The following is a 12,302-nucleotide window of genomic DNA, read 5'->3' on the forward strand; positions in this document are numbered from 1 at the left end:
AAAATTTATTTATTTTTCACATGAGCGCTAAGTTCTTTAAGAATAGTTGCTATTACACTATCCCAATCAAATGGTTCCGGCTGCTTGAAAATATGGTGATAGGGGTACCACATTGAATCAGTGCATCCATACGTCCAACGTGCATCAGATACGTATGGAAGTAATAACCAGACGGGTTTGCCCAATGCGCCGGCCAGGTGCGCAGTTGCCGTATCGACTGAGATAACTAAATCAAGATTGGCAATTACGGCAGCAGTATCCATAAAAATGCCATGAGTTTTATCAAAGTCATCGGGAAACACATGTAGCTTAAAATCAGGTGGGATCTGGGCTAGTTGATCGAGACCATCCACTTGCTGTAAACTGTACCAACTAATACCCGGTATATCTTTACATTTAAAAAATTGGGTCAATGGCATGCTGCGTTGTTTAGTGGGTGGATACAATACTTCGTGTTGTGGACTCGCTTGCCAACAGATGCCGATTTTAAAGTTAGTATCATGTTGTAATTTTTCTTGCCAATACGTGCATAATCGTTCATCAGCAAAAAGGTAGGGAATCTTATTTGGTATGGTGGTATCAACCGTATCGTGGAGTATGGCAGCCATACTGGTAATATCTGCCGATGCGTTATGCATAGGTATTTCTTCGCATGAGTATAATTGATCAATATATGGATTACTACTCAATAAAGGTAACAATTCTTGTGGTACACATACCAGAACTGTAGCACCCATACGCTTGAGTGGTTCTGCATAGCGAATAAATTGTATCGTATCACCAAACCCATTTTTTGATATTAATACTATTGTTTTGCCAGCAATGGTATTAGTTTTGAGTAAGGTACGCAGATGTGATCCATAGGGTTTATTTTTTTTGGAATTCCATTCACCCGTAGCCCATGCGTTCGCCAAATCACCTTTACTCAAATAACAATACGTTAGACCCAGTTGAGCGGGGTCCAAGATATGGTTTTTCTGCAAGAGTGGTTGATATACTGCGATAGCGTCATCAAACTTGCCTTGAGCAATTAATGCATCTGCTTTTCTAAAATGTGATTTGAAATCCTGGGGCTGATAGGTAATTACGAAATCATAATCGGTAAGTGCCTCTTGAAATTTTCCCATATCTAAGTACATAGATCCACGCAATCTATGCGCATCTATACTGCTATCATCTATACCATGTGATGCAATATAGCTATTGATGTGTTCAAGTAACATATTTTTATCATGAGCACAGATAGTAACATACGTTGCTACGAGTAGTAATCTAAAAAATTTCTTCATATATAACCTAAAAAATTAGTGTGCTAAGTATTCTTGTTGTAATGCCTGAACTATATCTTGCATAACCGTATCCCAATCTCCTTGCACTGGTTGTCTGAACAGACGCATGTTTGGATACCATGGCGTATCGGTACGTTCAAGCATCCAGCGCCAATCGGGGGGTTCAGGAATAAGTACCCATGTTGGTGTACCAAGGCCGCCGGCCAAATGTGCAATGGAAGTGTCAATAGTAATTACTAAATCAAGATTTTTAATAACTGCTGCAGTGTCCATAAAGCGACCATGTGATTCATCAAAGTTGCCTTCAAATATATGTAGCGGAAATGAATCATCTAGCTCGTGCAATTGTTCTTCCCCATTTATTTTTTGTAAATTGTATAAACTAATTCCGGGCAATTGAGCAAGTGGTGCAAATGTTTGTAACGATACGGATTTGGCAGCAACAGCAGCACGCAAGAATGCAGTACGGTATCCTTTATTACCTTGCCAGCAAATACCAATCTTAAAATTTTTGTCTTTGGCAAGTTGATGTCTCCAATACAGTTCAAACGCCGGATCTGGAAATAAATAGGGAATTTCATGTGGGATAGTTGCTTCAACGGTACGGAGTATGTAAGGGAGTGACACCATTGGTGCATGAACGTCAAAGTAACCTGGCTCATCATGCATACCGATAACACGGTCAATGTATGGACATAATCGTATGATGTCTGGGAGTGGCTTTTGCACGGCTACTACCACGTGACCGCCTTTTTCTTTTGCAATTTTTGCATAACGAATAAACTGAAACGTATCACCAAGCCCTTGTTCTGCATATAAAAATATAGTTTTGCCGTCTAAATTAGAGCCATCCCAAATGGGTTGTGTGTAGGTGCGATAAGGATTATTCTCTCGCCATTCATATTTTTCCCATCCTTTTTCAAAATCGCCTGTTACTAAGTAAGCGAGTCCGCAGCTAAAGTTTGCAGATTCATGATTGGGATCGTTTTGGAGCACTTGTTGATAGTAGGGAAATGCCTCTTGTAAACGTCCTAATTTTTTTAATGTATACGCGATGTTATATGCAATAGATGTATTGTTTGGTTGTTCACTTAGCAATCCTTGATATATCACCAGTGCTTCTTCAGTTTTATTAATAATATTGAGCGTATTTGCATATTCAAAACGCAGATTAATATCTCGAGGGTTATGTTCGAGAGCTCGTGCAAGGTGTGTGGCAGCTTCTTCAAATCGCATTTTTTCGTTCAGTATTTCAGCAGCTTTTTGATGCGCAGAAAAACGATGCGGTTCTAACGTACACACAATTTCATAATGTTCGAGTGCTTTATCCGGTTGTTTTGTTTTTTCATACGCACTTGCTAAGTTTAGATGTGCTTTGGTATATGATGGATCTACTTCAATAGCAGATTTGAACGCATGTATTGAGTTGATGGTTTTACTTTGGCTGGCAAAAGCAAGCCCCATGTTAAAATATGCTTGTGCAGTGTGTGGATTAAGCTCAATTACGTCTTGATACTTAGCAATTGCTTGTTCATATAATTGTTTTTCGAATAATGTATTTGCTTCATTAAACACTTCTGCAAAGTTTGCTTTAGCAGATATGCATACGGGAATAATAAGTGTTGCAAGTACAGCTAGCTGACATTTCATGAACTAATCCTTTTTTTGAGTTCTTGTTTGAGTGCAGTTGTTATGTCGTGCATGGCACTTTGCCAATCGCCACGTTGATGTTGTTTGAATAAACGCATATTAGGGTACCATGGGGTATCATTTCTTCCAATAATCCATCGCCAGTCTGCAGGTTCTGGTAACAATACCCAGGTAGGTGTACCAAGTGCTGCTGCAAAATGTGCGATAGATGTATCAATGGTTATTACCAAATCTAGTTGCTTAATGACAGCAGCAGTATCCATAAATCGACCATGTGTATTGTCAAAGTCACCAGTAAATTCTTTTATGGTTAATTTTCCATTGAGCTCTTTCAGCTGATCCGTACCGCCAACTTTTTGTAACGAGTACAAGCTGATGCCTTTTATATCTGCAAGTGGTAAAAATGTATGTGCATGGCATGATTTTGCTTTGACTGTTTCACGCAATGCTTGCGTAGAATAATTAGGGTTGCCGTGCCAGCATAAACCAATTTTAAAGTTAGTGTCGGTTGCAAGCTCTTTTTGCCAATATGCGACAAGTTCTGGTTTGGCGTATAAATAAGGAATATTGGTGGGTACGGTATCTATTTGTGTCTTGAATAATAAAGGTAAGCTCATAGTTGCTACATGAAAATCAAAATCTGGGAGTATATCTCCGACACTTACTACACGGTCAATATATGGGCATTGTTGCAAAATAGTTTTGAGTGGTGATTGTGTTTGTACGAGTACCTGCGCGCCTTTTTCTTTCAGTAGCTGAGCATAGCGAATAAACTGAAACGTATCACCGAGTCCTTGCTCACACGTAATAAAAATAGTTTTGCCTTTTGGATCAGAACCATCCCAAACAGGTTTTTTATATTCTGGTGGTTTTTCATCATATGCAGCCCAACGCCACTCATGTTCTTGCCAACCACGTTCGAAATTACCAAGTTGTAATAATGATAATCCTAAGCTAAAGTGTGATTTGGCATAATGAGGGTTCAATTTGATGGTTTGCTCATAAAATTCTATGGCTTCTTTATTTTTACCCATTTGGCGCAAGCTGTACCCAGCATTGTAGCGCATGGTAGTCGATTGTGGGGCAAGTTCCATTCCTTTTTTATAGAGTGCTAATGCGTGCTCATGCTCATTGATGATATTGTATGTGTTGGCAAGTTTGAGTAATACGTTTAAATCACGTGTGTTTTGTTCATAGGCATTTTTGTAGTGCACGATTGCATCATCGAATGCGTTGTGATCACGGTATATGTCAGCAATTTGTACATGTGCATTGGCAGGAAGGGTAGTAGTTTGTGTGTAATTATGAGCTGGCCATAGCAGTAGTAAGATAGATAATTGTTGATGAATCTTCATAGTACAATCCTTTTTTCAGAAAGTAGTAGGTTTTTTTGTACTACGCATGCATAAAGATGTCAACTAAGAGCATGAAAAAACGCCGTGTCATCCACGGCGTTGAAATTATATATAGTGTACAAAAATTAAAAGCGAAATACGGTTTTAAAAAATTCTGACCAACTCATAGTTTTTTTCTGCGGTTCTATAGGAGCCGCTGTGGCTTCTTGTTCTGCATCAGTATCTTGTTGTTCATCAGACGTTGTTTCTGTTGCTGTTAATACCTTATTAATTTTGGTTTTTTGCCAATGCAATTTAATAGCATGCGTTATGTCGCTTATGTTTTCTATGGCTTCATCCTGTTTATAACGATCCAGATGATATGCTCGAACTTCAAGATCTAATTTTTCTTTGTTATGTTCAGTCAGTTTTCTTTCTTCTTCTTCTAATTTTTGTTTTAATTCGGTGATGTTTCCGACTAATAGTTGTGTTTGGCTCAAATCTTCGGATTCCATGCTTTGAATCATATATACCGGACACATGAGTAGAGTGAGTGCAAAATAACGGAATTGCATATAGGTTTCCTTTTGTTTAATTGATGGATTTTCTTTTGTTATAACAAGGGGAAAAAGAAAAAACAATAGGTATGATCTAAACAGATTTTTCTGTTAGTTGTTTGCGTAGTTGTTGAGCTACTGTTTGTATGACATTGTTCCAGTCACCGCGTGTTGGTTGTCTGAATAATTGTACATTTGGGTACCATGGTGAATCAGTTCGATTTAAAAACCAGCGCCAATCATGAGGGTTTGGTAGTAATATCCAAACTGGTTTACCAAGTCCTGCTGCCAGATGAGATATTGAAGTATCTATGGTAATGATTAAGTCTAAATTCTGGATAACTGCAGCAGTGTCCATGAAGCGTCCATGCACCGTATCAAAATCATTATCGAATGTATGCACTTTGAAATTAATATGGTGTAGTTCATCTTGTCCGCCAATTTGTTGCAATGAGTATAAGCTTACCTGTGGGATTTTACTGAGCGGCTCAAATAATTGCAGTGGAATTGATTTTGCTTTAACCGTTTGCTGATGTGATAAATCAGTATAGCGTGGGTTGCCATGCCAACAAATACCGATTTTGAAGTTTTTGTCTTGCGCTAATGTTTTGTTCCACTGGTTTACCAACGAAGCGTCAGCATATAAATAGGGAATATTGGCAGGTATAGTCTCTAGCTCTGTGCGGCATGCGTAAGGTAGACTCATAGTAGCAATATGATAATCAAACGGTGGTAGGGTCGTTGCGGATTCTAGTACGTGATCAATGTATGGACATAATTTGAGTAAAGGAATAAGTGCAGTTTGCGGGAATACCAATACACGAGCACCCATGTTTTTGAGTATTTGTGCGTAACGAATAAAATGTAGTGTGTCACCAAACCCCTGTTCTGCATAGATTAAAACCGTTTTGCCACGTACATCCGATCCATCCCATTCGGGCTTTGTGGTTGCGAGTTTTTGTATGTTGGTTGCTTGCCAACGCCACTCATATTCGCGTAATCCATTTTTTAAGTCACCGAGTTTGAGTAGATCAAATGCAAGATTTAAGTGTGGAGATGCCCAGTTTGGCCTATGCTGAGTAATTTGCTTGAGGATATAGATTGCTTCTTGTAAGTTGCCCATCTTTTCATAAGTCATGGCCATATTATATCCAATGGCAAATTGTTGCTGTGGATAATGTTTGACGGTTTCTTGGCATATTGCTAATGCTTCATCATAACGCTGTGCAAGACAGAGTGTATCACCGAGTTTCATGCTAATAAGAAAGTCATGAGGTGAAAGTTTTAGGGCTGATTTGTAGGCAATGATTGCTTGTGTAAATTGGTTTTGCTCTTTATATCTATCTGCCTGTATGCAATAGTCTTGTGCAGTGAGTGTATGAAAGAATGGTAAATAACGGTGGACGTAATAAATGCTAATGATACTCAAAAAAAGTAGGACAATATAATGTATACGCTTCATTCTACCTAGACTTGATTATATGAAACCAGCAAGTTTTTTATTTGTAGGTATTTGTATAGATGGTTCCCATTCATCTAAAAATTCTATAAGTAATGTTAATCCTTCTTTTGATAATGCATCTACCATAACATAGGGTTGATATTTTTCTAGTTTTGTTTGTAATGCTTCTATATTATGAATTTTGTCGCATTTATTAAAGACATGCAGCATTGGTTTATCTACACCCAAATCATCTAAAATTTCATATACAACCTTGATATGTGATTCCCAATCGGGAGCTGATATATCAATAACATGTAACAATAAATCAGCATGTTCAAGTTCAGAAAGAGTTGATTTAAATGCATCAATTAGATGTGGTGGTAATTGTTGAATAAATCCAACAGTATCAGAAAGTAGGCCTTTTTCTTTACCATTGATAAAAAGTTTACGGGTAGTAGTATCCAGTGTTGCAAATAATTTGTCTTCAGCAAGTACATCACTTTTGGTAAGCGCATTTAAAATAGTAGATTTACCGGCGTTGGTGTAACCAATTAAACAGATGTGCGGGATGCGCTTGCTTAATCGTTGTTTGCGCTGAGTATCTCGATTTTTTTGGAGCGTTTCAAGCTGTTTTTTCAACTTGTTAATGGTTTCTTCAATATGACGTGATTCACGTTCTTTGAGTGTTTCACCAAAACCACCACGTACCCCAATGGAACCTTTTTGTTGTGCAAGCCCAACACCCTTACCCGCAAGCCGTGTTTTTTCAAAACGCATTTTTGCGATAGCAACTTGCGCTTGACCTTCTGCCGAATGAGCAGCTTTTTCAAAAATTTCTAAAATTAATCGTGTTCTATCGGTAATGCTGCAATATAAATAACTAGATAAATTACGCTCTTGTGTAGGAGTTAGTTGTTCGGAAATAACAATGTGCCTGATTTGATTTTCTTCAACAAATTTTTTTAAATCTACCAATTTACCTTTAGTAAAAAAATAAGTGGGATCAATAGTGCGTAATTTAAGGTACAGCTCTGCATCATAGGGAGTTTTGCTTGTTTCTATTAAGCTGACAAATTCATCAAAATAAGCATCTATATTAAGAGTACGGTTATATGGTGCTTCAACACCAATGATAAGCGTTTTCGGATGAGGTTTGGTAGTGTAAAATGCTGGTTTTGTCATGCTTCGTTACTGACCTATGGTTAAGAGATGTAGTGGTATTTTTTATAGTAAAAATACTAATAGAAATGTTACATATTGTCAAGGTGATCAAAGTGGAAAAAAGATCTTATTTCATGCTATACTAAAGCAATAAAAATTTTCCAAAATTACATCTTCTTCTAAGGGTAGTTTACATGTTTGATTTATTATCTCAGAAATTTTCCTCACTTTTTTCTCGGTTGACTGGATCTACTAAATTGACAGAACATAATCTGCAGGAAACATTTGATTCTGTGCGAGATGCGCTGCTTGATGCCGATGTTCCCTATGATGTGGTAGAAACATTTATAGCAGATGTTAAACAAGAAGTAGTCGGGCAGGGTGTCTTGGGATCACTCAAGCCGGCAGAGCAACTTATGAAAGTGGTTAATGATAAATTAGTGGCTTTTTTAGGTGGTAAGCATGAAGCGCCATTTTCTTTCCAATTACCATCAATTGTATTGGTTATGGGTTTACAGGGTTCTGGTAAAACAACTACCATTGCCAAGCTCGCTCATTGGGTCCAAAAGGAAGCAAAAGCAAGAAGTAAGACACGACGTATCTTGGTCGGGTCTGTAGACTTTTATAGGCCGGCAGCAATTGATCAGCTTGAAGTATTAGCAAATCAAGTACAAGTAGATTTTTACCGTGCACAAAGTACTGACCCTGTACGTGCTGCTCAAGAGATAGTGAACCATTATAAACAAGGTGGGTATGAGCTGTTGCTTTTGGATACGGCAGGTCGGTTACATGTTGATGAAGCTATGTTACACGAGCTTGTTGCTATTGATAAGCTTCTGGAGCCACGTTATAAATTTTTAGTTCTTGATGCCATGACGGGGCAAGAATCACTCAATGTAGCAAAAGCATTTAATGAACGAATTGGGTTTAAGGCAGCTATATTGACTAAGATGGATAGCGATACGCGTGGTGGTGCAGCATTTGCATTTCGCTTTGTGCTCCAAAAACCAATACGTTTTGTGGGGGTAGGGGAGAAAATAGATGATCTTGATCCTTTTTATCCTGAACGTGCTGCTAGCCGTATGATTGGTATGGGAGATATAAAGAGCTTAATTGAGCGTGCAAATGAAAAAATCAAGCAAGTAGATCAAGAAGCAGCATATAAATCTATGAGTTCGGGGAAGATGACCTTGCAGGATTTTGCAGATCAAATGGATATGGTGAGCAGGTTAGGGTCACTATCCCAAGTTGTCAAATATATCCCTGGAATGGGTAACGTGAACCTATCGCAGGATATGCTACAGAAGGGAGATATGGAGGTTAAGCGGTTTAAGGCTATTATTAGTTCAATGACCCTTAAAGAACGTATACAGCCTCGACTTCTTGATGGATCGCGTAAAAACAGGGTGGCAAAAGGTGCAGGGGTAACGGTGCAGGAGGTAAATTTGTTACTTCAGCGCTTTGAACAAGTTCAACAATATGCTAAACTATTTAAAAAACGTGGTTTTTTTGGCAAATTCTAGTTATAAAATTGGATCCAATATTTAAGCATGTATCTATAGAGGAATACATTATATGTCAGTTAAAATTAGACTTTCTCGTGCAGGTAAAAAGCATGTTCCATTTCACCGAGTTGTTGTGATGAATAGTCGCAAAAAACGTGATGGTGAAGTTATTGATACCATTGGTACATACGATGCGCTTGCGGGTTCCATTGTAAAATTTAATGAAGAATTATATCTTCAATGGGTAGGTAAAGGTGCGCAGGTAACTGAATCTGCAAAAAAGATTTTTAACCAATTCAAGCGTACGAATGCTACTGCAAGCCAAGTAGAACCTAAGGCTAAAACTCAGTCAGCTAAAAAAGCTACCAAAAAAGAAGTAGCAGTAACTGAATCAGCAGATAACAAAGAATAAATAACAAGCATGCTACTAGACCCATTTCTCAGTCATGTGGCATGAAAAGGTATATCATGCTGAAAGATCTTGTCGAACATATTGTTAAAGAACTTGTTACACAACCGAATGCGGTTTCTGTAGAGATGGATGAATCTGATACGGCATCAATTACGTTAAAGGTTCATGTTCATGATGCAGACAGAGGGCGTGTTATTGGTAAAGAAGGCAAAACTATCAAGGCAATTCGTACATTGTTACATGTAATACTGCCTGATACCAAACGAGTAACCGTGGAAATTATTTAATGAATATTTCTATTCTGACGGTTTTTGAAGAATTATATGAGCCATTTTTACGTACAAGTTTAGTGCGGCATGCACAGGATAAAGGTATTGTAAACATAGATGTTGATACCTTTTTTTCATTTGTACCTGCAAAAAAACGCATTGACGCACCAACTTTTGGTCCGGGAAGCGGTATGCTTATACGGCCAGAAGTGGTAGAAAAAGCTATAGATGCGCAAGAAAAAAAATATGGTAAGGCATTCAGGATATTTTTCTCACCGCATGGGGAAAAATTAAACCAGCAATCACTTGCACGCTTGGCTGAGCACGTACAAAAGCAAGGACATCTCATGTTGGTACCTGCACGCTATGAAGGAATGGATGCGCGTGTGGAAGAAGAATATGCAGATGCAATTGTATCCATAGGTGATTTTGTGCTTATGGGTGGAGATATGCCGGCTATGATTTTGCTTGAGGGATTACTTCGACTTATTCCTGGTGTTGTTGGAAAAGAACAATCAGTGGAAGAAGAATCCTTTTCTGGTCCATTTGTCGATTATCCATCATATACAGAACCGATTGAATGGCATGGCAAATCAGTACCTGAGGTAGTGCGATCCGGTAACCATGCTGCCATTGAGGCATGGCGTACTCAACAAGCAGCTCAACGCACGGTACAAAATCATTTTGCCTGGATGCGTTCACAGCATATGACTGATGGGCAAAGATCACTAGTACGTACTATTATACCGTCTCATTATGTCGCGTTAATGCATAGTGATGTGTTGATAGGTGATAATCGTGCACCGGGTACTACATCAGTCACCTCAATTGATATTCATGATATAGCACGTTCATCAAGCACGTATGATATTAAAAACTTCTTTATAGTTACGCCCTTACTAGATCAGCAAAAAATTGTGCGTACATTGCTTGATTTTTGGAAAAAGGGAGTAGGTATAGACTATAATCCTGGTAGGCATAAAGCAGTTTCTTGCGTAGAGCTTACTGATAGCTTGGATGAGGTGATTGCAGCTATAGAACAAAAAGAGGGTAAAAAGCCGTTATTAGTAGCAACTTCAGCTAGAGATACTAATCATGCACAGCAAATTTCTTTTTGGGATCAGTCGAAAGTATGGCATCATGACAGGCCCGTTCTGTTTATTTTTGGCACTGGCAAGGGTCTTACTCCTGAATTGATGGCGCGTTGTGACTATGTATTGTTGCCGGTGCATGGACTTTCCGATTTTAGGCATTTATCGGTCAGGTCAGCAGTGGCGATTATTCTTGATCGTTGGCTAGGTTTAAATGAAAAAATATACCGATAAAATTGGCATTAAATCAGTTTTTGGGTATATTAGAAATACACATATTGCAGATAATTATAGGTCAGACTAGAGGATTTATTATGAAGGCTCAGGGACTTACCAAAGAAACCATTCGTTTAATTGGTACAAAAAATACAAATTTTCCAGAATTTAATGTAGGTGATTGTATTGCGTTATCTCTTCGCATTAAAGAAGGCGATAAGGAACGTTTACAAGTATTTGAAGGCGATGTAATTGCTATACACAACAATGGTGCTTCATCATCATTTACGATACGTAAAATTTCTGCTGATGGTGTTGCTGTAGAACGTATTTTCCCATATTATTCACCACTTATAGAAAAAGTTAAATTTATACATAAGGGTGATGTTCGTCGCGCAAAATTATACTATATGCGTGATCGTATTGGTAAACGTGCTCGCGTTCAAGAAAAAGTTCTTACTAAAGAGCAAAAAGAATCGCAACGAGCAAACAATACCGCATCTGAGATAACTGAATAAATTATATTGTTGGTATCTGATCAATACATGTAAGGTAGCTCATGTATGTATGGCTATTGTTGGGTTGTGTTATAAGTTTGTTGCCGGCATGTTCTGGTATGCAGCATAGAAATATACAAACAAAGCAAAATACGTCGAAAAAAAATAATCGGATACCAACTGATTTAATTCAAGAACAAGAAGCTAAGCTCAGTGATATTCCTATCCCATTAAATGTTCTTCCCATTCTTCATTTTTTTAAAGATCAAGAAATTAGCTCCTCACATGCAATGCTTGGGTATATATCTTATGATATGTCTGCTGTACAAGTTGCTGAATTTTATGTGCATGAGATGGAATGGCTTGGTTGGCAACAGGTTGCTTATTTTAATGGCATAGAGCAGCAACTTATTTTCTTCAAGCCAGGAAAAATATGCAGCATTTCCGTACGGCCATCACATAAAAAAATTGAATTAGTTATTGTGGTGGATTTTACGAGTGGTAGCTTTTTGTTCTAGGCGACTTCTAATCCTATCTTTTTCAATTTTTTCATCAAAGCTTTTATTTTTTTTGTCTATATTTTTTTGTTGTTGTATGCGATTATCATCTTGTTTTGGTTTTTTAAACCATAATGGATTTTGTGTGATATAGCTATTAAGGTCGAACCTGCGTGCAAAGTTGTTGCTAAAGCAGTTACAAGAAAAATATATCATAAATGAAAATAGGATACAGATGGTTATGGATTGCTTATTCATATTGTTCCTTTTTTTATAGAGTTTACACATGTTAGTATGTAGTCTTATTTCTGAAAATTCTATCTATAAAAAAATAACCTGATTTGCATTAGGTATAAAATACTCCATGCCAGAAAGACACA

Annotated in this window: 13 protein-coding genes; 6 read left to right on the forward strand and 7 right to left on the reverse strand. The window is 37.8% G+C overall.

Annotated elements, in window-relative coordinates:
• Positions 1-5: 5 nt before the first annotated feature.
• From PK943_00260 to hflX, 6 genes are all read right to left on the reverse strand, one after another.
• A complete protein-coding gene (locus PK943_00260; GenBank protein HRN77652.1) occupies positions 6-1,289 on the reverse strand; it encodes a tetratricopeptide repeat protein in 1,284 nt (427 codons plus the stop codon).
• Positions 1,290-1,304: 15 nt separating this feature from the next.
• Entirely contained in the window at positions 1,305-2,939 is a 1,635-nt protein-coding gene (locus tag PK943_00265; GenBank protein HRN77653.1) for a tetratricopeptide repeat-containing glycosyltransferase family protein, read from the reverse strand.
• Positions 2,936-4,294 (reverse strand): tetratricopeptide repeat protein, encoded by a 1,359-nt coding sequence (locus PK943_00270; GenBank protein ID HRN77654.1) that lies wholly within the window; start codon positions 4,292-4,294, stop codon positions 2,936-2,938. The genes PK943_00265 and PK943_00270 overlap by 4 nt, the downstream gene beginning before the upstream one ends.
• Before the next feature lie 125 nt (positions 4,295-4,419).
• The gene (locus PK943_00275; GenBank protein HRN77655.1) at positions 4,420-4,848 is read right to left on the reverse strand and encodes a hypothetical protein; all 429 of its coding nucleotides are present in this window, start codon (positions 4,846-4,848) and stop codon (positions 4,420-4,422) included.
• A 76-nt stretch (positions 4,849-4,924) separates the two neighbouring features.
• Entirely contained in the window at positions 4,925-6,292 is a 1,368-nt protein-coding gene (locus PK943_00280) for a tetratricopeptide repeat-containing glycosyltransferase family protein (GenBank protein ID HRN77656.1), read from the reverse strand.
• Positions 6,293-6,307: 15 nt separating this feature from the next.
• On the reverse strand, positions 6,308-7,456 hold the full coding sequence (hflX, locus tag PK943_00285; GenBank protein HRN77657.1) for a GTPase HflX: 1,149 nt from the start codon (positions 7,454-7,456) through the stop codon (positions 6,308-6,310).
• A 173-nt stretch (positions 7,457-7,629) separates the two neighbouring features.
• Between hflX and ffh the strand changes: the two genes are divergently transcribed.
• From ffh to PK943_00315, 6 genes are all read left to right on the forward strand, one after another.
• The gene (ffh, locus tag PK943_00290; GenBank protein ID HRN77658.1) at positions 7,630-8,958 is read left to right on the forward strand and encodes a signal recognition particle protein; all 1,329 of its coding nucleotides are present in this window, start codon (positions 7,630-7,632) and stop codon (positions 8,956-8,958) included.
• A gap of 52 nt (positions 8,959-9,010) precedes the next feature.
• Complete coding sequence (gene rpsP / locus PK943_00295) at positions 9,011-9,352, forward strand: 30S ribosomal protein S16 (GenBank protein HRN77659.1); 342 nt, start codon at positions 9,011-9,013, stop codon at positions 9,350-9,352.
• Between the two features lie 59 nt (positions 9,353-9,411).
• Entirely contained in the window at positions 9,412-9,639 is a 228-nt protein-coding gene (locus PK943_00300) for a KH domain-containing protein (GenBank protein HRN77660.1), read from the forward strand.
• A complete protein-coding gene (gene trmD, locus PK943_00305; GenBank protein HRN77661.1) occupies positions 9,639-10,946 on the forward strand; it encodes a tRNA (guanosine(37)-N1)-methyltransferase TrmD in 1,308 nt (435 codons plus the stop codon). Before PK943_00300 ends, trmD begins: the two co-directional genes overlap by 1 nt.
• Positions 10,947-11,026: 80 nt before the next feature.
• Positions 11,027-11,446, forward strand: coding sequence for a 50S ribosomal protein L19 (gene rplS, locus PK943_00310; protein ID HRN77662.1), 420 nt, complete (start codon positions 11,027-11,029; stop codon positions 11,444-11,446).
• Positions 11,447-11,487: 41 nt separating this feature from the next.
• Positions 11,488-11,943 carry a hypothetical protein gene (locus PK943_00315; GenBank protein HRN77663.1) on the forward strand — a complete coding sequence of 152 codons (456 nt, stop codon included), beginning with the start codon at positions 11,488-11,490 and terminating at the stop codon, positions 11,941-11,943.
• Here the strand turns inward: PK943_00315 and PK943_00320 are convergent.
• Positions 11,899-12,180: a hypothetical protein gene (locus PK943_00320; GenBank protein ID HRN77664.1), complete on the reverse strand. Its 282-nt coding sequence runs from the start codon at positions 12,178-12,180 to the stop codon at positions 11,899-11,901. The two genes, PK943_00315 and PK943_00320, sit on opposite strands and share 45 nt — an antisense overlap.
• Positions 12,181-12,302 lie beyond the last annotated feature (122 nt).

This window comes from Candidatus Dependentiae bacterium (genome assembly GCA_035445995.1).
Taxonomy (GTDB): Bacteria; Babelota; Babeliae; order Babelales; family Vermiphilaceae; genus DAOMRS01.

What these genes read in the sequence shown, in the direction of transcription:
- PK943_00320 (HRN77664.1), bottom strand. Translation starts at nt 12,180, where the DNA reads ATGAATAAGCAATCCATAACCATCTGTATCCTATTTTCATTTATGATA.
- rplS (HRN77662.1), top strand. Translation starts at nt 11,027, where the DNA reads ATGAAGGCTCAGGGACTTACCAAAGAAACCATTCGTTTAATTGGTACA.
- PK943_00315 (HRN77663.1), top strand. Translation starts at nt 11,488, where the DNA reads ATGTATGTATGGCTATTGTTGGGTTGTGTTATAAGTTTGTTGCCGGCA.
- ffh (HRN77658.1), top strand. Translation starts at nt 7,630, where the DNA reads ATGTTTGATTTATTATCTCAGAAATTTTCCTCACTTTTTTCTCGGTTG.
- PK943_00275 (HRN77655.1), bottom strand. Translation starts at nt 4,848, where the DNA reads ATGCAATTCCGTTATTTTGCACTCACTCTACTCATGTGTCCGGTATAT.
- trmD (HRN77661.1), top strand. Translation starts at nt 9,639, where the DNA reads ATGAATATTTCTATTCTGACGGTTTTTGAAGAATTATATGAGCCATTT.
- rpsP (HRN77659.1), top strand. Translation starts at nt 9,011, where the DNA reads ATGTCAGTTAAAATTAGACTTTCTCGTGCAGGTAAAAAGCATGTTCCA.
- PK943_00260 (HRN77652.1), bottom strand. Translation starts at nt 1,289, where the DNA reads ATGAAGAAATTTTTTAGATTACTACTCGTAGCAACGTATGTTACTATC.
- hflX (HRN77657.1), bottom strand. Translation starts at nt 7,456, where the DNA reads ATGACAAAACCAGCATTTTACACTACCAAACCTCATCCGAAAACGCTT.
- PK943_00270 (HRN77654.1), bottom strand. Translation starts at nt 4,294, where the DNA reads ATGAAGATTCATCAACAATTATCTATCTTACTACTGCTATGGCCAGCT.
- PK943_00280 (HRN77656.1), bottom strand. Translation starts at nt 6,292, where the DNA reads ATGAAGCGTATACATTATATTGTCCTACTTTTTTTGAGTATCATTAGC.
- PK943_00265 (HRN77653.1), bottom strand. Translation starts at nt 2,939, where the DNA reads ATGAAATGTCAGCTAGCTGTACTTGCAACACTTATTATTCCCGTATGC.